Source organism: Streptomyces sp. DT224, assembly GCF_049844595.1.
Classification (GTDB): Bacteria; Actinomycetota; Actinomycetes; order Streptomycetales; family Streptomycetaceae; genus Streptomyces.
On the sequence record NZ_JBNCLI010000009.1, the window covers coordinates 303091 to 323635 of the forward strand.

The 20545-nt window shown below is 72.6% G+C and carries 18 protein-coding genes; 5 read left to right on the top strand and 13 right to left on the bottom strand.

Annotated features, from left to right (window positions below; all coding sequences use genetic code 11):
• Window positions 1-13 precede the first annotated feature (13 nt).
• The 10 genes from ACLQ2N_RS23990 to ACLQ2N_RS24035 form a co-directional block, all read right to left on the bottom strand.
• Complete coding sequence (locus ACLQ2N_RS23990) at window positions 14-622, bottom strand: Uma2 family endonuclease (RefSeq protein WP_425816287.1); 609 nt, start codon at window positions 620-622, stop codon at window positions 14-16.
• 85 nt (window positions 623-707) lie between these two features.
• A complete protein-coding gene (locus ACLQ2N_RS23995) occupies window positions 708-3431 on the bottom strand; it encodes a fumarate reductase/succinate dehydrogenase flavoprotein subunit (protein ID WP_425816192.1) in 2724 nt (907 codons plus the stop codon).
• Between the two features lie 22 nt (window positions 3432-3453).
• A complete protein-coding gene (locus ACLQ2N_RS24000) occupies window positions 3454-4200 on the bottom strand; it encodes an ABC transporter ATP-binding protein (protein ID WP_425816193.1) in 747 nt (248 codons plus the stop codon).
• Window positions 4197-5057, bottom strand: a complete 861-nt coding sequence (locus ACLQ2N_RS24005; RefSeq protein ID WP_425816194.1) for an ABC transporter permease — start codon at window positions 5055-5057, stop codon at window positions 4197-4199. The genes ACLQ2N_RS24000 and ACLQ2N_RS24005 overlap by 4 nt, the downstream gene beginning before the upstream one ends.
• Window positions 5054-6421 (bottom strand): ABC transporter substrate-binding protein, encoded by a 1368-nt coding sequence (locus ACLQ2N_RS24010; RefSeq protein ID WP_425816195.1) that lies wholly within the window; start codon window positions 6419-6421, stop codon window positions 5054-5056. Before ACLQ2N_RS24010 ends, ACLQ2N_RS24005 begins: the two co-directional genes overlap by 4 nt.
• Window positions 6422-6436: 15 nt before the next feature.
• Window positions 6437-6664, bottom strand: a complete 228-nt coding sequence (locus ACLQ2N_RS24015; RefSeq protein ID WP_018101329.1) for a 4Fe-4S dicluster domain-containing protein — start codon at window positions 6662-6664, stop codon at window positions 6437-6439.
• Between the two features lie 41 nt (window positions 6665-6705).
• Window positions 6706-7476, bottom strand: coding sequence for a GntR family transcriptional regulator (locus ACLQ2N_RS24020; protein ID WP_425816196.1), 771 nt, complete (start codon window positions 7474-7476; stop codon window positions 6706-6708).
• A gap of 182 nt (window positions 7477-7658) precedes the next feature.
• The gene (gene fahA, locus ACLQ2N_RS24025; protein ID WP_425816197.1) at window positions 7659-8891 is read right to left on the bottom strand and encodes a fumarylacetoacetase; all 1233 of its coding nucleotides are present in this window, start codon (window positions 8889-8891) and stop codon (window positions 7659-7661) included.
• Window positions 8892-9051: 160 nt separating this feature from the next.
• Window positions 9052-11046 carry a CocE/NonD family hydrolase gene (locus ACLQ2N_RS24030; RefSeq protein WP_425816198.1) on the bottom strand — a complete coding sequence of 665 codons (1995 nt, stop codon included), beginning with the start codon at window positions 11044-11046 and terminating at the stop codon, window positions 9052-9054.
• 9 nt (window positions 11047-11055) lie between these two features.
• A complete protein-coding gene (locus tag ACLQ2N_RS24035; RefSeq protein WP_425816199.1) occupies window positions 11056-12555 on the bottom strand; it encodes a peptide MFS transporter in 1500 nt (499 codons plus the stop codon).
• Between the two features lie 156 nt (window positions 12556-12711).
• Here ACLQ2N_RS24035 and ACLQ2N_RS24040 point away from each other — a divergent pair, with 156 nt between their 5' ends.
• From ACLQ2N_RS24040 to ACLQ2N_RS24060, 5 genes are all read left to right on the top strand, one after another.
• Entirely contained in the window at window positions 12712-13722 is a 1011-nt protein-coding gene (locus tag ACLQ2N_RS24040; RefSeq protein ID WP_425816200.1) for a polyprenyl synthetase family protein, read from the top strand.
• Between the two features lie 236 nt (window positions 13723-13958).
• Window positions 13959-15197 (top strand): LolA family protein, encoded by a 1239-nt coding sequence (locus tag ACLQ2N_RS24045; RefSeq protein WP_425816201.1) that lies wholly within the window; start codon window positions 13959-13961, stop codon window positions 15195-15197.
• Window positions 15198-15276: 79 nt separating this feature from the next.
• The gene (locus ACLQ2N_RS24050; RefSeq protein ID WP_425816202.1) at window positions 15277-16212 is read left to right on the top strand and encodes an ATP-binding cassette domain-containing protein; all 936 of its coding nucleotides are present in this window, start codon (window positions 15277-15279) and stop codon (window positions 16210-16212) included.
• Window positions 16199-17140 carry an ABC transporter permease gene (locus tag ACLQ2N_RS24055; RefSeq protein ID WP_425816203.1) on the top strand — a complete coding sequence of 314 codons (942 nt, stop codon included), beginning with the start codon at window positions 16199-16201 and terminating at the stop codon, window positions 17138-17140. Before ACLQ2N_RS24050 ends, ACLQ2N_RS24055 begins: the two co-directional genes overlap by 14 nt.
• Before the next feature lie 192 nt (window positions 17141-17332).
• Entirely contained in the window at window positions 17333-17923 is a 591-nt protein-coding gene (locus tag ACLQ2N_RS24060; protein WP_425816204.1) for a TetR/AcrR family transcriptional regulator, read from the top strand.
• Window positions 17924-17944: 21 nt separating this feature from the next.
• On the opposite strand, the gene ACLQ2N_RS24065 is transcribed toward ACLQ2N_RS24060, so the two are convergent.
• The 3 genes from ACLQ2N_RS24065 to ACLQ2N_RS24075 form a co-directional block, all read right to left on the bottom strand.
• Window positions 17945-18835, bottom strand: coding sequence for an NmrA/HSCARG family protein (locus ACLQ2N_RS24065; protein WP_425816205.1), 891 nt, complete (start codon window positions 18833-18835; stop codon window positions 17945-17947).
• Between the two features lie 120 nt (window positions 18836-18955).
• Window positions 18956-19381: a MarR family winged helix-turn-helix transcriptional regulator gene (locus tag ACLQ2N_RS24070; RefSeq protein WP_425816206.1), complete on the bottom strand. Its 426-nt coding sequence runs from the start codon at window positions 19379-19381 to the stop codon at window positions 18956-18958.
• A 233-nt stretch (window positions 19382-19614) separates the two neighbouring features.
• Window positions 19615-20445: an HAD family hydrolase gene (locus ACLQ2N_RS24075; RefSeq protein ID WP_425816207.1), complete on the bottom strand. Its 831-nt coding sequence runs from the start codon at window positions 20443-20445 to the stop codon at window positions 19615-19617.
• Window positions 20446-20545 lie beyond the last annotated feature (100 nt).

Here is a 20545-nt window from a genome sequence, read left to right on the forward strand (position 1 = left end):
CGGCCGGGCGGGCCTATTGCGGGTCCGCCACCCGGCGGCGCGGCATGATCGCGGTGAGGTCCAGCTCGACCGGAAAGGGCACGGAGACCTTCATGCGGTCGTGGAAGATCCCGGTGGAGGTGTAGGCCCCGGTCGCAGGCTCCAGCTCGAAGACGTACACGACCGTGCGCCCGTCCTGATCCTCCACCCGCCAGTAGTGCGGGATCTTCGCCCGCGCGTACTTCACGGGCTTGGTCTCCCGGTCGCGGGTGACGGAGTCGTCGGAGACGACTTCGATGGCGAGCAGGACGCTGCTGGCGGGGAAGCGGGTCTGGCGCCGCCCCCCCACCGCGTCGGCGCGGACGACGACCACATCCGGTTCGGGGCGGTTCTGGAAGTCGACGTCGATGGTGAACTCCCGGAACACCTCCAGGTCGAGGGGCGCGACGGACTGCAACTGCCACTTGAGGTAGTCGATCGCGCGCTCGTGGAACACGGTCTGCGGACTCACGAAAACAAGGCTCCCGTCGATCAGCTCCGTATGCGGAGGCAGATTCGGGAGTGTGTCCAGGTCATCGGCGGTCCAGCCGCCCACGGGCGGGACCGCCCACCGCGGCTCCGGGGCCTCGGGGTCGACGCTCATTAGTGCTCCCATGGACGGAGTCTCGCCGGAGCTTTCAGCGTATCCGCCGGAAACCGGAAGCGGCTCCCCTGAACGTGTGAACGACTCACGTGCCCTTGACCGCCCCCACCCCCCGCCCCGCATAAGCCCGCACATCCGCGTCCGGGTCCGCCACCGCCCCCGCCAGCGCCTCCCGCGCCCCAGGGGCGTCCCCGTGACGCAGCAGCGCCAGCACCGCCGCCTTGCGGACGTCCGCGTTCGGATCGGACAGGGCGGCGGCCAGCGGGGGCACCGCGTGGGCCGGTGAAGCCGAGGCCAGCCCCCTCGCCGCGCCCGCGCGGACCTGCCAGGCCGGGTCCGTCAGGGCGGCCACCGCCCGCTCGGCGTACGGCGCCGGGCAGCCCGTCTCCGCCAGCGCGCCCAGGGCCGCCGCGCGGACCAGCGCGTCCCGGTCCTCCAGGAGCGGGGCGAGCGGGTCCGGGGCGGGGGAGCGGACGGCGGCCAGGCCCTTCGCCACCGCGACGCGGACCTCGCGGGCCGGGTCGGCCGCCGCGCGGGACAGGCCCTCCACCGCGTCCACCGAGACCAGCGCCCGCACGGTCTCCACCCGGACGCCGAGGTCCGGGTCGGCCAGCGTGCCCGCGTACAGCTCCGCGTCGCCCAGCCGCAGCGCCCGCAGGGTGTCCAGCGCGGCGGCGCGGACCACCGCGTCGGCCGAGGAGAGCGCGGCGACCAGCGGGGTGCGGAGCTCCGGGGACGGGGGCAGGACCTCGACCAGTTCGCGCAGGGACGCCGCGACGGCGGCGCGCACGGCGGCGGACGGGTCGCCCAGGGCCGTGGCGAGCGCGGGGCCCGCGCCCGGCGGGGTGGACTCCGTGAGCGCGGCGACGGCGGCCCGGCGCACGGCGGGGTCCGGGTCGTCCAGGTACGGGGCGAGCGACGCCAGGTCCGGTTCGCCCTCGCTCAGCGCCAGCAGCTCCAGGATGCGCGGCGAGGTGGAGACGGCCGGTTCGGAGGCCGCCGGCGCGGGAACCCGCGCCGACACCGACACCGGCGCGGCCTCCCGCGCCCCCGCCGTCCCCACCCCCACCGGCTCCACCGCGCCGATCCGCCGCACCGGCCCCCCGGCCGGCGCGAACCCCTCCACCGGGACCAGGTACGGCGCCACCGGGCGCGCCGTGAACTCCATCGCCCCGGAGGCCGACTTGTACAGGTCCAGGTGGTGGAACCAGTCCGCGTCGTCCCGCTCCGGGTGGTCCGTGCGCTCGTGGTAGAGCCCCCAGCGGGACTCCGTACGGGCGAGCGAGGAGCGCGCGGCCATCTCCGCGCAGTCCCGGATGAACGACACCTCCGCGCACCGCATCAGCTCGTGCGGGGTCTTCGCGCCCATCTCCGCGAGGTCCGTCCGCATCCGCTCGAAGGATTCCAGGGCGATCGACAGCCGGGCCCCGGACTTCGGCGGGGCCACGTAATCGTTCACGAAGCGGCGCAGCTTGTACTCGACCTGGGGCTGCGGCGGCCCGTCCGGATTGCGCAGCGGCCGGTAGACCAACTCGTGCGCCGCCCGCAGCTGGTCGGCCGGCAACTCGCCCTCGTACGCCGTGAAACGGGCCGCGTCCTCGCCCGCCAGGTCACCGAAGACGAACGCGCCGATCATGTAGTTGTGCGGGACGCACGCCAGGTCACCGGCCGCGTAGAGGCGGTCCACCGTGGTGCGGGCGTGGTCGTCCACGCGGACGCCGGACGCCGAGTGGCCGCCGCAGAGGCCGATCTCGGAGATGTGCATCTCGATGTCATGGGTGCGGTAGTCGTGACCGCGCCCCGCGTGGAACGTGCCGCGCGTCGGACGTTCCGTGGAGTGCAGGATCGTTTCCAGCGCACTGACGGACTCCTCCGGCAGATGGCTGAGCTTGAGGTAGACGGGACCCCGGTCGGAGGCCACCTCGGCCGCGAACTCCGCCATCATCTGCCCCGACCAGTAGTCGGAGTCCACGAAGCGCTCGCCGTGCCGGTTGACCTGGTAGCCGCCGAACGGATTGGCGACGTACGCGCAGGCCGGGCCGTTGTAGTCCTTGATCAGCGGGTTGATCTGGAAGCACTCGATGCCGGTCAGCTCGGCGCCCGCGTGGTACGCCATGGCATAGCCGTCGCCCGCGTTGGTCGGGTTCTCGTACGTACCGTAGAGGTAGCCGGAGGCCGGCAGGCCGAGCCGGCCGCAGGCGCCCGTGGCGAGGATGACGGCACCCGCGCGGACCGTGACGAACTGTCCGGTGCGGGTGTTGAATCCGGCCGCGCCGATCGCCCGGCCGTCGTCGCCGGTCAGCACGCGCACCGGCATGACCCGGTTCTCGATGCGGATGCGCTCCCGCATCTCGCGCCGCCGCAGCTGCCGGTAGAGGACCTTCTTGACGTCCTTGCCCTCGGGCATCGGCAGGACGTACGAGCCGGAGCGGTGGACCTGCCGCACCGCGTACTCGCCGTGCTCGTCCTTCTCGAACTTCACTCCGTACGACTCCAGGCGCCGCACCATGGCGAAGCCGCGCGTCGCGGTCTGCCGGACGGTGGACTGGTCCACGATGCCGTCATTGGCGCGGGTGATCTCCGCGACGTAGTCGTCGGGTTCGGCGCGGCCGGGGATCACCGCGTTGTTCACGCCGTCCATGCCCATGGCGAGCGCGCCGGAGTGGCGGACGTGTGCCTTCTCCAGGAGGAGGACGGAGGCGCCGTGCTCGGCGGCGGTGAGGGCCGCCATCGTGCCGGCCGTGCCGCCGCCGACGACCAGCACGTCGCAGGAGAGTTCCTCGGCGTCCGCGAGGGCGGGGATCTGCACGGGGGTGCCTTTCGGTGGGAGTTCAGGGGGTGAGGGATTCCAGGACCTCGCGGCGCAGCGCGACCGTCGCCGGATCGGTGTGCGCGGCCCGTTCGCGCGGACGCGACACCGGCAGCACCCGCCCGCCCGGCAGCAGGGCCACCCGGTCGCCGAGGAACAGCGCCTCGTCCACGTCGTGCGTCACGAAGACGACCGTGGCGCCGCTGCCCCGGAGCACATCGACCAGGAGCTGCTGCATACCGGCCCTGGTCTGGGCGTCCAGCGCCCCGAACGGCTCGTCCATCAGGACCGCCCGGGGCCCCGCCGCGAGCGCCCGGGCCAGCTGGACGCGCTGGCGCTGCCCGCCGGAGATTTGGTGCGGCAGCCTCCCCGCGTGCTCGGCGAGCCCGACCCGGGCCAGCCACTCCTCGGCGCGGGTCCGCCGCTCGGCGCGTCCCACGCCCCGGATGGCCAGGGGCAGTTCGACGTTGGCCCGCACCGTGCGCCAGGGCAGCAGCGCGTCGTCCTGGAAGACGAGGGCCCGTTCGGCGCGGGGCCCGGTGACGGGTGCGCCGTCCTCCGCGACCTCGCCGCCGAGCGCGGGCAGCAGCCCGGCCAGGGTCCGCAGCAGCGTGGACTTGCCGCAGCCGGACGGGCCGACGACGGCCAGGATCTCGCCGGGCACGACATCGAGGTCGATGCCGTCGAGCACGGGCGACCCGGCCCGGCCGAGCGTGGCGCCGCGCAGCGTGAGCCGCAGCCCGTGCGTGGTCGTCGTGCCAGTCGTCATGAGCGCACCCGTTCCTGTGCCGTACGGACCGAGGGGGCGGCGGGGGCCGCCGGGGCGGGGCGGCGGCGCGCGGGGGAGGCCGGGCGGCTCTCCGCGCGCGGCAGCCAGCGGGTCAGCCGGCGCCCCAGGAGCTCCACCGCCGTAGAGGTGAGCCAGCCGAGCAGGCCGATGGTGGCCATGCCGACGAAGACCCCGGGGTAGTCGACCACCGTGTAGTCCTGCCAGGTCCGGTAGCCGACCCCGTACTCGCCGGAGATCATCTCGGCGGAGATCACGCAGATCCACGACACCCCGATCCCGACGGACAGGCCGCCGAGGATGCCGGGGAGCGCGCCGGGCAGCACCACGGACCACAGCACGCGCCGCCGCCCGCCGCCCATCGTCAGGACGGCCTCCTCCCACACCGGGGTCAGCGCCCGCACCGCGTGCCGGGTGGAGACCATGACCGGGAAGAACGCCGCCGTGCACGTGATGAAGACGATGCCCTGCTCGTTGCTCGGGAAGAGCAGGATCGCGACCGGGACGAGCGCGATGGCCGGGACGGGCCGCAGCACTTCGAGGACCGGGCCCAGCAGGTCGGCGGCGATCCGGGAGCGGGCCACGGCCGTGCCGACGGTGACCCCGAGGACGGCGGCCAGCGCGAAGCCGGTGACGATCCGGGTCAGGCTGTCGGTCAGGTCCTGCCAGTACGCGTCGCCCGCGACCCGGTCCGCGAAGGCGCGGGCGACCTCGGTGACCGTCGGGAACTGCTCGAAGCGCAGCCACAGATTGATGTCGTAGGTGGTCAGCGCCTGCCACAGTCCGAGCACCGCCACCAGCGAGAGCACCCGCCGCACGGGCGACCACCGCCCGCTCATGACGCGGTCCCGGCGCGTTTCAGCGCGTCGGCGTACGGGACGGTCCGGGCGCCGGGGTGCGCCGCCACATCGGCGCGGGCCGCCGACCCGGTGACGTAAGGCCGCAGCTCCCCGCCCTCCGCGACCCACACCGCGCGGTCCGCGAACCACAGCGTGCCGCTCGAAGCGTCGGGGACGTACGCCACCCGGACGGCGTCCCGGTGCGCGGCCACGTACCGCAGCAGTTCCGCGGAGGTGGCGAAGGCCGTGGTGGCGTCCTTGCCCTTCAGCCACACCTCTCCGCCGCGCCGCGCGGGCGGTCCCGCCGCGAGGGCCTTCGCGTAGCCGGAGCCGTACACCCGCTTGATGTACCGGTCGTCCACGAAGGCGTCCACGTCGACGTCGCCGACGAGCTTCGCCGAGGCCAGCACCGGGACGTCCTTCTTCAGGGCGGCGATGAGCGCGGGCTTCAGCGTGGTGTCGAAGGTGGCGATGCCCTGGGCGCCGTTGTAGAGGTGGACGACCTCCGCCGGCAGCCCGGTGGCCTTCGCGACGGACTCCGAGGCGGCGACCGGGTGCTCGTGGAGATAGGCCGTCGCCCGGCCCTGGGCGCGCAGGAAGTCCTCCACCACCGCGGACCGCTTCTTCGCGAAGTCCTCGGTGACCGTGACGCCGTGGAAAGTCGGCAGGTTCAGTTCGGCGCCGTCGTACAGCGCCTTGGCCCGGCCCTGGAAGGCGAGCAGCCCCGGCCAGGCCACGAACTGCGACAAGGCGTCCGCGCTGCCCGCCTGGAGCGCCGAAGCGCCCACGGCGGGCTGCTGGTTGAGCTTGCGGATGTCCTTCTCCGGGTCGAGCCCGGCCTGTTGCAGGGCCCGTACGAGGGTGCCGTCGGCGGCTGATCCGACGCTTGTGGAGACCTTCTTGCCGCGCAGGTCGGTGAGCGTGCGCAGCGTGGAACCGGGCCCGGTGACCACGGTGTTGAGTCCGCCCGACAGGTTGTAGCCGGTGACGGAGACGAGCTTGGTGGGGCGCTTCAGCTGGACGCCCCGGGCCGCGTTGATCAGCAGCGGGAAGTCGCCCATCGAGCCGATGTCGATCTTCCCGGCGGTCATCTGGGCGGTGATCGGGGCGCCGGTGGCGTAGTCCTGCCACTTCACCGCGTACGTGACACCGTCCCGCTTGCCGCGCTTGCGCAGCTCGTCCTCGAAATAGCCGAGTGACCGCAGCAGGGTGCCGGCGGTGACGGTGTTGATGGTCCGGGACTGGTAGCCCACGGTCACCGTGACCGTACCGCTGTCGTCCGCGCTCGCCCCGCCGCCGCAGCCCGTGGTGAGCGTGAGGAGCAGCGCGGCGCCGGCCAGGGCGCCGGGTGCTGTGCGTCGCATGGGAGTCGGGGCCTTTCAGCGCAGGAGATAGGGCATGTTGACGGTGACCGCCCCGGTGGGGCAGCGGGCGGCGCACGGGCCGCAGTACCAGCACTCGTCCACGTGCATGTACGCCTTGCCGCTGTCCTGGTGGATGGCCAGGGAGTCGAGCGGGCACATGTCGACGCACAGGGTGCAGCCGTCGATGCACTTCGACTCGTCGATGGTCACGGGCACGTCGGCCCGCTGGGGCGCCAGAGGCATGGCGGGGCTCCAGGGAAGGGGTTACGGAAGGGTGGGGTGCTTCAACAGGCCCGGTGCAGCACGCCGTTCATGCTGATGCGGTCACCGCGGAAGCGGATGAACTCCAGGTCCACGGGCCGGCCGTCGGCGAGCCGGGTCAGCCGCTCCAGCATCAGGACCGCGGATCCGCGCGGGACCTCCAGGACGGCGGCGGAGTGCGCGTCGGCGTTGACGGCCTCCAGGGTGATGTCGGCGTCGCCCAGCCGCTGCCCGGTCAGGGACTCCAGCAGCCGGAACACGTCGGTGTTCTCCAGGTCGGCACCGAGCAGCCCGGCGCCGACGTCCATCGGGACGTAGGTGAGGTCGAGGGAGAGCGGCAGCCCGTTCAGCAGGCGGCGGCGCTCGATGTAGAGCACGTCGGTGTGCTCGGCGAGCCCGAGCCGCCGGGCGACCGGGGCCGGAGCGGGGACGGGCCCGACCGTACGGACCTCGTTGGTGACCCGGCCGTGCTCGCGCAGGGTCTCCGCCAGGCCCTGGAGCCGGTCGAGCGCGTGCGGGTACTTCTCGGCGACGACGACCGTGCCGACGCCCGGCTGCCGTTCGACCATCCCCTCGCCGCGCAGCAGGTCGAGGGCCTGGCGGACGGTGTTGCGCGAGACGCGGTAGTCGTGCGCGATCGTGTCCTCGTACGGCAGGACACCGCCGGGGAACGCACCCGTGCGCACCTGGTGGCGCAGCAGGTCGGCGAGGAGCCGGGCGCCGTCCGCACGCAGTCGGCGCCGGCGGGCGGCGGCGACGGGCACGGTGTGCTCGCGGGTGCGTTCGGCTGGCATGCGGTGGACCATACCGACGGGGTACGGGAGTTGGTGTTGCCGCAGTGTTGCGCCATCAACGGACCCCGCCGGGGCGCCCCTGACCTGCGGTGACGCGGGCGGCCGGGGAAGATCCGCCACCGGGCGGTCCGCCATGCGGACTCCGCCCGGCCGGAGTCCGCCCCGCCGCGCCCCGCCCGGGGTCAGCCGGTCGGGACGACCCGCCCCGACACCTCGCCCAGGCCCACCCGCGTGCCGTCCGGCCCCGGTGCCCAGGCGGTGATCGTCACCGTGTCGCCGTCCTCCAGGAACGTCCGCTTGCCCTCGGGCAGCTCCAGCGGGTCGCGGCCGTTCCAGGTCAGCTCCAGGAGGCAGCCGCGCTGGGACGGCTCCGCGCCGCTGACGGTGCCGGAGGCGTAGAGGTCTCCGGTGCGCAGCGAGGCGCCGTTGACCGTCATCTGGGCGAGCTGCTGGGCGGCGGTCCAGTACATCGTGGAGAACGGCGGCTCCGCGACGACGTGCCCGTTGACCGCGACGGAGATCCGCAGGTCGTACCCGCCGGGCTCGTCCTCGTCCGCGTCGTCCAGATAGGGGAGGAGGGGGAGGTCGCGGGCGGGCGGGGCGGTGCGGGCGGCGTCCAGGGCCTCCAGCGGGGTGACCCAGGCGGAGACCGAGGTCGCGAAGGACTTGCCGAGGAACGGGCCGAGCGGCACGTACTCCCACGCCTGGATGTCGCGCGCCGACCAGTCGTTGAGCAGCGAGAGCCCGAAGACGTGCTCGCGGAAGTCCGCGAGGGCGACGGGCTTCCCCTGCTCGGACGGGGTGCCGACGACGAAGCCGACCTCCGCCTCGATGTCGAGCTTCACGGACGGGCCGAAGACGGGCGCCGGGTCGGCCGGTGCCTTGCGCTGGCCCGCCGGGCGCACCACATCGGTGCCGGAGACCACGACGGTCCCCGCGCGGCCGTGGTAACCGATCGGCAGGTGCTTCCAGTTGGGGGTGAGCGGCGCGTCGGCGTCGGGCCGGAAGATCCGGCCCACGTTGGTGGCGTGGTGCTCGCTCGCGTAGAAGTCGACGTAGTCCGCGACCTGGTAGGGAAGATGCAGCGTGACCGCGTCCAGCGGGTGCAGCAGCGGCTCCATGTCCGCGCGGTGTGCGGGGACCGTGACCCACGCGGTCAGCGCCCGGCGCACATCGCGCCAGGCGGTGCGCCCGGCTCCGAGCAGGGCCGTCAGGTCGGGCTGGGCCAGCAGCCGGGCGTAGGGCGAACCGAGGGCGAGCGCGGCGGCCCCGGCGTCCAGGACGTGGTCGCCGATGCGGACGCCGACGCGCCGCTCGCCCGGGCGGTCGGGGGTGGAGAACACGCCGTACGGCAGGTTGTGCGGGCCGAAGGGGTCGCCCTCGGCCACGTCGAGCGGACTGCTCTGCTCGGGCATCGGTCGCTGCCTCGCTTTCCGGGTCGCTTGGGGACAACGTTACGACCTCACCCGCGATCGTCAGCGGCGTCGCGGGGGGAGGTCGTCACGTCGGAGGACTGCCGGGCGGCAGTGCCCCAACCCTCCCCAGTGCCCCGGAAAGTACGCCTCACGTGCGACGTCACCCGGACGTGCGCGGGATGCTCTTCTCCCAGGTCCGGTGGAAGACGACCTCGCCGCCCTCGGTGCAGACGACCTCGTTGACGGTGTGGAAGTCGTCCGCGTCGGCGGTGATCTCGGAGCGGGTGTCGATCTGCACGTCCCAGGACATCTCCGGCCGGTGCAGCCGGATCGTCCAGTCGGACCGGGTCCGCGCGGAGAGCGGGTCGCCCTCCTGGGCGGTATACGTCTCCACCGCGTCCTCGGTGAACTCCAGCCCGTCCGGATAGACGCGCGTGCCGCCGTAGCGCGGGTCCACCTCAAGCCGCCATTCGCCCTTCGCGACATCGCGGACGACCAGCCGTTCGGGGCGCGGCGCGTTCAGGGTCTCCGGGTATACGACGCCCAGCGGCTCGGACTGCTCGGGTTCCTCGAAGCGGATGGCGGGGTCCTCGGTGTGCCGCCGCACCGGGAGTTCGACGAGACTGCCGTTCGCCTCCAGGGTGAAGCCGGCCGAGCCCGCCTGCGGCCAGATCCAGGGCCAGTACGCGGACGAGACGGCGAGCCGGATGCGGTGGCCGGGCGCGAAGGTGTGCCCGATGCCGTTCAGCTCGAAGGTCACGTCCTCGGTGGTGCCGGGGGTCCAGTCCTCGGTGCGGTCGCGGCCGTTCCGGGCGGCGAGGTTGAGGGCGCCGCGCGTGACGAGGGTGGAGGAGCCGTCGGGGGCGACGTCGCAGAGCCGGGCGACGGCCTGGCCGCGCGGCACGTCCATCCGGATGCGCAGGCTCACCCGGGGCCGGCCCAGGATCTCGATCGGGGCGTCGGTGACCGGGAATTCGAAGCAGAGCGACTTGGCGTCCTCGTCGCGCTGGTCGGGCGGCAGGTCGGCGTCGTTGCCGAAGGGGAAGAACCGCCCGGCGTCCAGCCCGGTGTGCTGCGGCGAGTGGACGATCTGCGGCCCGCCCTGGAGGGCGTACGCCACCGGGGTGACGTTCTCCGACGGCCAGCTGGTCTCCCCGACCCAGCGGCCGGGCAGCGTCTCGTACACCGTGGCGGGCCGGTGCGACTCGCTGATCCAGGACCGCAGCAGCGGCTCCTCCATCACCCCGGTGTCCTCGTTCTTCAGGTGCTGGTCCCACCAGCGCAGGGTCTCCTGGAGGAAGCCGATGCCCGGTCCGGGCGGCAGCTCCCGGTCGGGGTACTGGTGCGACCAGGGGCCGATGATCCCGCGCACCTTCGCCGGGTCCAGGTGCTCGACCAGCCGCAGGACGGTGTCCCGGTACGGGTCGTGCCAGCCGCCGACCGCGAGGACGTTCGCCTTGATGGCGGAGTAGTCCTCGCAGACGCTGCCGTGCTTCCAGTAGGCGTCCCGGGTCTGGTGGGAGAGCCAGGTGTGGATGAAGGGGTCCACCGCTTCCAGCCGGTCCAGCCACATCTGCCGCCAGTCGTCGCCGACGTCCGCCGGGTCGGGCGGCCGGCAGACGAAGGCCAGCATGGTCGCCGCCCAGGCGTGCATGTCCACGGCGAGGACCGAGCCGCCCATGTAGTGGACGTCGTTGTCGTAGCGGTCGTCCGCCGAGCACACGGTCACGATCGCCTTCAGCGGCTCCGGGGCCAGCGCGGCGATCTGGAGCGAGTTGAAGCCGCCCCAGGAGATCCCGAACATGCCGACCCGGCCCGAGCACCACTCCTGCTGGGCCAGCCAGTGCACGACCGCGACCCCGTCCGCCAGCTCCGTCGCGTCGTACTCGTCGCCCGGCATGCCCTCGCTGTTGCCGTGGCCGCGTACGTCCACCCGGACGGAGGCGTAGCCGTGTCCGGCGTACCAGGGGTGGCGCTGCCAGTCGCGCGGCGCGGTCCAGTCGCTCAGCCGGTACGGCAGGTACTCCAGCAGGGCGGGCACGGGTTCGTCCGTGACCGGCCGCCAGATCCGGGCGTACAGCTGGGTGCCGTCGGGCAGCGGGATATAGAGGTCCTCGCGGGTCGTCTCGTACGGGAACGCGGTCTGGATGTGCATGGGCGTACCTCAGTGGACGGGGTGCATCGTGCGCCTGAGCCAGGGGGCGGCGGCGATGACGGCCACACCGGCCACCACCGCCACGGCGCCGTTGACACCGAAGTAGGCGGGGTTGGACACCTCGCCGTACAGCTTCACGATCTGGGCCTGGATGCCGTTGGCGAGGGCCAGCGAGAGGAACCAGAGGGCCATGGTCTGGCTGGCGAACGCCTTCGGGGCGAGCTTGGTCGTCGCCGACATGCCGGAGGTCTCCAGCAGGATGTCGCCGAGGCCGAGCAGCAGATAGGAGCCGACGATCCACCAGGCGGCCATCTTGTACGTGTCGCCGGTGTGCCCGGAGGTGGGCAGGACCATCAGCAGGAACGAGAGACCGCCGAGGATCACCCCGATCGCGATCTTGTTGGACGCGTGCGGCTGGCGCGGCCCCATTTTCGCCCAGACGGCCGCGACCACCGGGGCCAGCAGCACCTCGAAGGCGCCGAGCGCGGAGGCGTACCAGCTCGCCGGGAAGTGGAAGCCGAAGATCTCCGTACGGGCGTTGGTCGACGCGAGCAGCATCATCGTCGAGTACGCCTGGAAGAGGATGAAGTTGAACACCACGGACGCCAGGAACAGCACCACGTACGGGCGCAGCCTCCCGCGCTCCTCGGCGGTGACCCGGGGGCTGCGGAACATCACCGCGAAGTAGACGACGGGCGCGATCACCGAGATGAGCGTGAGCACGTCCACGAACCGGTCCATCGTCAGCCAGCCCGCCAGGGCCAGCGCGGTCGCGACCGCGGCCACCACCACCGCCCCGACGGCGATGAGCAGGACCGCCCGCCGCATGGGCCCCGGGGCCAGCGCATATTCGGCGGTGTGCTTTCGCCCGGCCAGGTGACGGCGGCCCGCCACGTACTGGATGAGGCCCAGCGTCATGCCGAAGGCGGCGGCCGAGAAGCCCCAGTGCCAGCTCGCGTGGTCACCGAGCCAGCCGGTGATCAGCGGGCCGAGGAACGCGCCGATGTTGATGCCCATGTAATAGAGGGCGAAGCCCGCGTCCCGCCGCTCGTCGTCCGTGCGGTAGAGCTTGCCGACCATCGTCGCCACATTGGGCTTCAGCAGGCCCGTACCGGCACTGATCAGGCCGAGGCCGACCCAGGTCATCGCGTCGGTGGGCACCGCCATGGCGTAATGCCCGCAGGCGATCAGGATGCCGCCGTACAGCACCGCCCGGTAGGAGCCCAGGATGCGGTCGGCCAGCCAGCCGCCCGCCACCGACACCAGATAGACGAGCGTGCCGTAGGCGGCGGAGACGGAGGCGGCGGTACCGGCCTCCATGCCCATGCCGCCGTTGGCGACCGTGTCCGCGAAATAGAGGACCAGGATCGCCTGCATGCCGAGGAACGAGAAACGTTCCCAGACCTCCAGGCCGGACAGGGTCATCAGACCCCGTGGCTGGCCGAAAAAGGCATGGTCGTCAGCCGGGGGCGGCTGCGCCGGTTCGGTGTCTGCTGCTGCGTGGGACAAAGCGGCAACTCCTGATCGTATGAGCTGATCCCGAACATACCGGCGGAGGCGGGAAGGCGCCCACGGTGATCCAAAGGGGACCGGATACGCTGACTTGAGTGGTGACAACGACACATCGACATTCCGTGTGATCGTCAGCAGACAGGAGATCCCCTCGTGACCGTCGTCGGGCCGTTCGGACTGAGCGTGCGGGACCAGGCTCTTGAGGCCGGTGTCCAGGCCGGTTTGGCTGCTGTCGAGTCGGGCCTGCTCGATGCCACCAAGAGCGACGTGCCCTTCATCACGGAAGCCGCCCAGCACCTGGTGCGCGCGGGCGGCAAGCGGTTCCGGCCGCTCCTCGCGATGCTCGCCGCCCAGTTCGGCGACGCCGACGCGCCGGGCGTGGTGCCCGCGGCCGTCGTGGTCGAGCTGACCCACCTGGCGACGCTGTACCACGACGACGTCATGGACGAGGCCGAGGTGCGGCGCGGCGTGGACAGCGCCAATTCCCGCTGGGGCAACTCGGTTGCCGTACTGACCGGCGACTTCCTCTTCGCGCGCGCGTCGCACATACTGGCCGACCTCGGCCCCGAGGCCGTCCGCATCCAGGCGGAAGCGTTCGAGCGCCTGGTCACCGGCCAGATCCTGGAGACCGCGGGCCCGCGCGACGGCCGCGATCCGGTCGACCACTACCTCGAAGTGATGCGCGGCAAGACCGGCTCCCTGATCGCCGTCGCCTGCCGGTTCGGCGCGCTGATGTCCGGCGCCGACGAGTCCGCGGTGGACATCCTCACCCAGTACGGTGAACGGCTCGGCGTGGCCTTCCAGCTCGCCGACGACGTCCTGGACATCGCGTCGGACTCCCACGAGTCCGGCAAGACCCCCGGCACGGACCTCCTGGAGGGCATCCCGACCCTCCCCGTCCTCCACCTCAGGGCGCAGGCCGCGGCGGACGGCAAGCCGGACGACCTGGCCCTCGTGGAACTGCTCGACGGCGACCTCGGCGACCCGGACCGGCTGGCGGAGGCCCTGCGCCTGCTGCGCGCCCACCCGGCGCTGGCCCGGGCCCGGCAGGACACCGTCCGGTACGCCCAGGAGGCGCGCGCCGTGCTGAAGCCGCTGCCCGAGTGCTACGCGAAGCTCGCCCTGGAAGAGATGTGCGACGCGGTGGTCCACCGCGCCGGCTGACGGGCGCCGGGCCCGCAACGCCTATGAGGGCCCAACCCCTACTGGACGGCGGAGAAAAGGCCCTCCGCAGTCATACCGAAGAGGTACGCGAGGTTGCTCCCGGGGGCTGACGCTTCGGGCCGCCCGATTTGGTCAGATGGAGAACAACCACTCCTGACCACAACGGGTGAGAATGGCGGCACGGAGTGGACCAGTGCATCCCGACGGAAGCCGCCGACCACGGAGGTAGGGCACACATGGCACCGAACGACAGCGCGGAGACCAACGGCACGGCCGCCCGGAGGCCCGCAGGCCGCCGCAAGGCCGCGCGCTACATCGTCCCCGTCGCGGTGGCGGGGGTGGCGGCCGCGACCATCGGCCTGGTCCCGGCGCTCGCCAGCTCGGGCGATCCCGATCTGCCGAAGACCACCGCTCAGGAACTCATCGAGAAGATCGCCGCGTCGGACACCGAGCAGTTCTCCGGCACGGTGAAGATCAGCACCGACCTGGGCATCCCGTCCATGGGCGGCCTGGCCGGCTCCTTCCTGTCCGGCGCGGCCGAGGGCGGCGACGGCGGCAAGGACACGTCGAGCGCCGACCCGCAGAGCAAGCTCACCGAGCTGGCCTCCGGCACGCACACCCTCCGGGTGGCCGCCGACGGCCCCGACAAGCAGCGCCTGTCCGTCCTGGACAAGGCGTCCGAGTACAGCCTCATCCACAACGGCGACGAGGTCTGGGCGTACGACAGCGGCTCCAACGCCGTTTACCACGCGGATGGCAAGGGCGCGGGCAAGGCGCCCCACGGCAAGGACCGGGCCGCCCCCGAGGGCGTCCCGTCCACGCCGAAGGAGCTCGCCGAGGAAGCGCTGAAGGCCGCCGACGGCACCACGTCCGTCACTGTGGACGGCACCGCGCGGATCGCCGGGCGCGACGCGTACCGCTTGGTCCTGAAGCCCGAGCAGAAGGGCTCCACGATCGGCTCGGTCACCATCGCCGTGGACGCGGAGAACGGCGTGCCGCTGAAGTTCACGCTTCAGCCCAGCAGTGGCGGCAAGGCGGTCGTGGACGCCGGTTTCACCTCCGTCGACTTCGGGAAGCCCGCCGCCTCCTCGTTCGCCTTCACCCCGCCCAAGGGTGCGAAGGTCACCGAGGCCGACGACGCCGAGGCCGGGGGCCACGAGAAGGCGCGGGGCGACCTGGGCGAGTTCAAGGACGCGGAGGGGGCCGCCGCCCCGAAGATCATCGGCACGGGCTGGAACAGCATCGCCGAGTTCAAGACCCCCGGCGGCGCGGCCCTGCCGTCCGAGGCGTCGAAGGACGTCCCGGCCGAGGCCCGGCAGTTCCTGGACGCGCTCGGCGACAAGGTCAGCGGAAAGTTCGGCTCCGGGACGGTCTTCAAGACCCGCCTGATCAACGCGCTGATGACGGACGACGGCCGCGTCTATGTGGGCGCGGTCACCAAGGACGCGCTGGTCGCCGCCGCGAACGCGGGCTGACGCCCAGGTCCCTCGCCCGCCCCGCCGTGTGCTTCGCGGCGGGGCGGGCGCGGGCGTACGACCCAGTGGGGAGCACACCATGGCAGTGCCCGTCATCGAGACGCGCGGGCTGACCAAGCGCTACCGGGGCGGTCAGCTCGCCGTGGACGGCCTGGACCTCACCGTCCCCGGCGGCAGCGTCTTCGGCTTCCTCGGGCCCAACGGCTCCGGCAAGACCACCACCATCCGGATGCTCATGGGCCTCATCGCCCCGACCTCCGGCAACGCCAGTGTCCTCGGCCGCCCCATGCCGGACGCCTCGCGCACCGTGCTCCCCGAGGTCGGCGCGCTGATCGAGGGGCCCGCGCTCTACGGGTTCCTGAGCGGCCGGGACAACCTCCTGCGGTTCGACCGGGCCGACCCGACCGCCGACCCGCGCACCCGCACCGCCCGGGTCGGCGACGCGCTGGAGCGGGTCGGGCTCGCCCCGGCGGCCGGCAAGAAGGCGCGCGCGTACTCGCTCGGCATGAAGCAGCGCCTCGGCCTCGCCGCCGCGCTGCTCAGGCCGCGCCGGCTGCTCGTCCTGGACGAGCCGACCAACGGCCTGGACCCGCAGGGCATGCGCGAGATCCGCGCCCTGGTCCGCGAGCTGGCGGCGGACGGCACCACGGTCTTCCTGTCCTCCCACCTCCTGGACGAGATCGAGCAGGTCTGCACGCACGCCGCGGTGATGGCCCGGGGCCGGCTCCTCACCCAGGGCCCGGTCGCGGGCCTGGCCACGGGGGGCCGGCTGGCCGTCACCACACCGGACCCGGCGGACGCGGCGCGCGTGCTGAAGGTGCAGGGCGTCACGGGCATCACGGTGGACGGCGACCGGGTCCGCGCCGACGCGCCGCCGGGCACGGTGGAGCCGGCCGATCTCAACGCGGCGCTGGTGCGGGCGGGCGTCCGGGTGCGCGCGTTCGGCGTGGAACGGGCTTCGCTGGAGGACGCGTTCGTGGCCCTGACGGGAGAAGGATTCGATGTCGCAGGATGAAGGGGCGGCCGAGGCCGCCGGGGAGCCGGAAGCGGGGGCCGCCCGTGCGGGGGCCGAGGGGCCCGTCCGCGCGGACGCCGTCCGCAACCCCCTCTGGACCCTCGGCATCCTCCGCTCCGAGTTCGCCACCACCCTGCGCCGCTGGCGCACCCTCGCGCTGCTCGGCGTGCTGGCCGCCGTTCCCGTCCTCATCGGGATCGCCGTGCGCATCGAGACGGCCGACGGCTCATCGGCGGGAGCGGGCGGCGGGGGCGGCGGTCCGGCCTTCCTCTCCCAGGTGACCAACAACGGGCTCTTCCTGGTCTTCGCCGCGCTTGCCGCGACGCTCCCCGTCTTCCTGCCGATGGCGGTCGGCGTGATCGCGGGCGACGCGGTCGCGGGCGAAGCCAACGCGGGCACCCTGCGCTATCTGCTGGTCGCCCCGGCCGGGCGGACGCGGCTGCTGCTCGCGAAGTACGCCGCGACGCTCGGCTTCTGCCTGGTCGCGACGCTCGTCGTGGCCGCGTCCGCGCTGGCGGTGGGCGCGCTGCTGTTCCCGGTGGGCGAGGTCACGACGATCTCGGGGACGACGATCGGCTTCGGCGAGGGTCTGGTGCGGGCGGGGGTCGTCGCGGTCTTCGTAGCGGTGTCCCTGACCGGCTTCGCGGCCCTCGGGCTGTTCATCTCGACCCTCACGAACAGCGGCATCGCGGCCATGGCGGCGACGGTCGGGGTGCTGATCACCGTCCAGATCGTGGACACCATCCCGCAGCTGAGCGGGGTCCACCCCTACCTCTTCCCGCACTACTGGCTGTCCTTCGCGGACCTGCTGCGCGAGCCCGTCTACTGGGACGGGCTGGTGAAGAATCTCGAACTTCAGGCGCTGTACGCGGCGGTGTTCGGCTCTGCGGCCTGGGCGCGGTTCACGACGAAGGACATCACGGCCTGACCGGGAGCCGCGCCCGTGCCGTCGGCCGGCGAGCCGTCCCCCGATCGGCTCGTCGCGGCACGAACGGCACGAACGGCGCGGAAACAGAGGGAACGAGCCGACACGGTACGTTCCGTTTCCGCGAGAGCATTGTTCGACTTGTAGCGACGCACTGTCAATAACGTTTGGCTCAAACAGACCTATGCTCACCGAATGAACACATCGCCGAGCTCGCTGCGCCGGAGCGAGAGCTCACGCAGGGCGACCCTGCAAGCCGCCCTCGACCTCTGCACGGAGCGGGGCTACGGGCGGGTCACGGTGGAGGCGATCGCGGCCCGGGCGGGCGTGAGCAAGAAGACGATCTACCGCTGGTGGCCGTCGAAGAGCGCGGTGCTGCTGGAAGCCTTTACGGAGATGCTGGTCTCGGCGACCCCGTTCGTGGACACCGGGGACATCGCGAAGGACCTGCGCACCCACCTCACGGGCGCGGTGAACGTCCTCGCCGTCCCCCCGTTCGGCCCGGCCTACGCGGGCATCCTCTCGGAACTCCACCACGACGACCAACTGGCCGAAACGGTTCGCACGCAGCTCATCGACCCCCGCTTCCAGGAGGCGGTCGGCCGCCTCCGCAGCGCTCAGGGCCGGGGCCAGATCCCGCCGGACGCGGACCTCGACCTCGCGGTGGAGATGCTCTACGGCCCGCTGTACTACCGCCATGTGCTCCGAAAGCCGATGCAGGACGCGGAGGACGTGGGGAAGCTCGTGGACCACGTGCTGCGAGGGCTGGGGGCGACGTCGGACTGAGACCGTGGATGCCCGGAGCCGTCAGGAACGGGTCCGGTCCGCGGGCGCGGTCCAGCCGGTGGAGCGGATCCACTCGGCCAGGTCCCAGAGGGCCGGCTCGATCGCCTTCACCGCTGCGAGGTCCGACGGGTGTTCGGACCCCTTGGCGAACTGGCGGAACATCACCTGGTCGAGTTCGTTGCCCAGCACGCTCAGCGGCAGGGCCTCGTAGCGTGACGGCAGTCCGGCGCGCGCGCCGAACGCGGCGGCGATCTGGGGGCCCGTCGGCTCGTCGCCGATGACGTCGACGGCTCCGCCGGGCACGTCCGCGGCGTCGAGCAGGATGGTGGCGGCGACCCGGCCGATGTCCTTGACCGAGATCATCTTCAGGGCGACGTCGTCCGGCAGCGGCAGCCTCAGCACGATCGTTCCGTCCTCCAGGCTCGGCGCCATCACGGTCGCGAAGTTCTCCATGAAGGCGGCCGGGCGGACCATCGTGGCCCGCAGGCCGGAAAGCTTCAGGTACTCCTCGATCCGGTGCTTCGAGTCGTGGTGCGGCACGCCCGTCACACGATCTGCTCCGAAGACCGAGTTGAACACGACGTGCGGCACGCGCGCCGCGGCCGCCGCATCGACGAGGGCGGTGCCCACGCGGACCTCCTCCTCGATCTCCTGGAGACTGTTCGCCTCCGGGGTCATGAAGTAAAAGGCGTCGACCGCCTCCAGCGCGGCGACCGTCGACGCCGGGGTGTCGATCCGGATGGCCGCCAGCTCGACGCCCCGGGCGGCCAGCGCCTGTGCTCGATCGGACTCGGGGGTGCGGACGAGGGCCCGCACCCGCGCTCCTCGGGCCAGGAGTGCGTCGACGACCGCCCCGCCCTGCTGTCCCGTCGCACCGAAGACCGCGATCGCACCGTTCTCACGCGTGACCATGTCGTCACCTCTCGCTGGGGCACGCCGTGAACCCCGATTGGTTCACGGCGTGAACAACATTAGTTCACGCCGTGAACTGATGCAAGGCATGAGGGTGCCGGGGAAGGGCTGCGCGGTAGGTCAGGAAGAGGCGGACGCCGAGACGCCCGAGGCGTCCACGACGGCGGTGGCCAGGCGTTCGAGGGCGCGCCGGTCGTCGGCGTCGAGGTGCTCCGCGACGGCGGGCAGGCGCTTGGTGGTCTCGGCGAACACCGCCTCGGCGAGCACCTTCCCGGTGGGCGTCACGCTGAGCATGATGACCCGCCGGTCCTGCTCCGAACTCGCCCGGCTGACCAGGTGGCGCCGTTCGGTGCGATCGACGAGCTGGCTCAGGGCGTTCTTGGTCATGCCGAGCGCGGTGGCGAGGTACGCCATCTGCCGCGGCTCGTCCTTGACCGCGCACAGCAGAGTGGCCTGCAAGGAGGTCAGGTCGTACTCGGCGCAGATCTGCGCGTACCTCCGCTGGATCAGGACCGAGAGCCAGAAGAGCTTGTCACCGTAGTCCACGCTCGCCGCCCCTCGTCCGATGCCAAACGCCCAGTCTACCGACGCCGACCGGCGTGCCCGACCGTCCGGCTGCCGGGGAGAACCGGCCTGCCTTGCCCGGTCCGGGGGTGCTGCGGCCCCCTCGGCGCCCGGCGGGATCCGGCCGGATGCGACGGCGCACCAGTCCGGCCGCCGGACCTTCTGGCGGCTCCCGCGCCCACCGCTGCCGACGCCGGGAAGCGGCATCTCACTCGCTATGACGATCCACGGCCGGCGTGGTGGCCGAAGAGACGTTCGAGGACCACCGCTATCCCGTCCTCCTCGTTGGAGAGGGTCACCTCGTCGGCCGCCGCGCGCAGCTCGGGGTGCGCGTTGCCCATGGCGACGCCGTAGCCGCAGCTGCGGAACATCGGCAGGTCGTTGGGCATGTCACCGAAGGCGATGGCCGTGCCCGGGTCCACGCCCAGCTCCTCGGCGGCGAGCGCGATCCCGGCGCCCTTGTCGACGCCGTACGGCTGGAGCTCGACGGTCCCGGGCCCGGAGTGCGTCACCGTGGCGAGGTCCCCGACGACCGCGCGGGCCTCGGCGGTCAGCGCCTCGTCGCTCAGCTCGGGGTGCCGGATGAGCACCTTGATCACGGGCTCGGCCCACAGCTCGTCCCGGTGCCGGGTCCGCTGCGCGGGCAGCGTGGCGTGCGGCAGCCGGTAGCCGGGCTCGATGAGCGTGCGCCCCTCGGCCCCGTCCTGGTCGACGGCGGCGAAGACCTGCCCCACCTGGGCCTCGATCTTCCCGAGCGCGGTGTCGGCCGCCTCCCGGTCGAGCGTGACGGCCCGGACCGTGCGCCGCGCCCCGGCGTCGTACACCTGCGTCCCCTGCCCGCAGACGGCCAACCCCTCGTACCCGAGCCCGTCCAGCAGATCCCGCACGCCGGGCACGGGGCGCCCGGTGACGACGAGGTGGCGGGCGCCGGCCGCGCGGGCCAGGGCGAGCGAGGCGCGGGTGCGGGGGCTGACGGTGTCGTCGCCGCGCAACAGGGTGCCGTCGAGGTCGGTGGCCACGAGGGCATATGCGGGAGGGGTCGGCATGCGGCAAGGGTAGGTGCTGGTCATCCGGAGCCCGGCTGGAGTTGTGGCGTGGTGGGGGCGTGAGGTAGAGCGGAGCACGTTCGACAACAAGGGTTGTCGA

Excerpts from the sequence above, each read along its gene's own strand:
- ACLQ2N_RS23990 (WP_425816287.1), bottom strand. The coding sequence starts at position 622 with ATGAGCGTCGACCCCGAGGCCCCGGAGCCGCGGTGGGCGGTCCCGCCC.
- ACLQ2N_RS24000 (WP_425816193.1), bottom strand. The coding sequence starts at position 4,200 with ATGACGACTGGCACGACGACCACGCACGGGCTGCGGCTCACGCTGCGC.
- ACLQ2N_RS24005 (WP_425816194.1), bottom strand. The coding sequence starts at position 5,057 with ATGAGCGGGCGGTGGTCGCCCGTGCGGCGGGTGCTCTCGCTGGTGGCG.
- ACLQ2N_RS24010 (WP_425816195.1), bottom strand. The coding sequence starts at position 6,421 with ATGCGACGCACAGCACCCGGCGCCCTGGCCGGCGCCGCGCTGCTCCTC.
- ACLQ2N_RS24015 (WP_018101329.1), bottom strand. The coding sequence starts at position 6,664 with ATGCCTCTGGCGCCCCAGCGGGCCGACGTGCCCGTGACCATCGACGAG.
- ACLQ2N_RS24020 (WP_425816196.1), bottom strand. The coding sequence starts at position 7,476 with ATGCCAGCCGAACGCACCCGCGAGCACACCGTGCCCGTCGCCGCCGCC.
- fahA (WP_425816197.1), bottom strand. The coding sequence starts at position 8,891 with ATGCCCGAGCAGAGCAGTCCGCTCGACGTGGCCGAGGGCGACCCCTTC.
- ACLQ2N_RS24030 (WP_425816198.1), bottom strand. The coding sequence starts at position 11,046 with ATGCACATCCAGACCGCGTTCCCGTACGAGACGACCCGCGAGGACCTC.
- ACLQ2N_RS24045 (WP_425816201.1), top strand. The coding sequence starts at position 13,959 with ATGGCACCGAACGACAGCGCGGAGACCAACGGCACGGCCGCCCGGAGG.
- ACLQ2N_RS24050 (WP_425816202.1), top strand. The coding sequence starts at position 15,277 with ATGGCAGTGCCCGTCATCGAGACGCGCGGGCTGACCAAGCGCTACCGG.
- ACLQ2N_RS24055 (WP_425816203.1), top strand. The coding sequence starts at position 16,199 with ATGTCGCAGGATGAAGGGGCGGCCGAGGCCGCCGGGGAGCCGGAAGCG.
- ACLQ2N_RS24060 (WP_425816204.1), top strand. The coding sequence starts at position 17,333 with ATGAACACATCGCCGAGCTCGCTGCGCCGGAGCGAGAGCTCACGCAGG.
- ACLQ2N_RS24065 (WP_425816205.1), bottom strand. The coding sequence starts at position 18,835 with ATGGTCACGCGTGAGAACGGTGCGATCGCGGTCTTCGGTGCGACGGGA.
- ACLQ2N_RS24075 (WP_425816207.1), bottom strand. The coding sequence starts at position 20,445 with ATGCCGACCCCTCCCGCATATGCCCTCGTGGCCACCGACCTCGACGGC.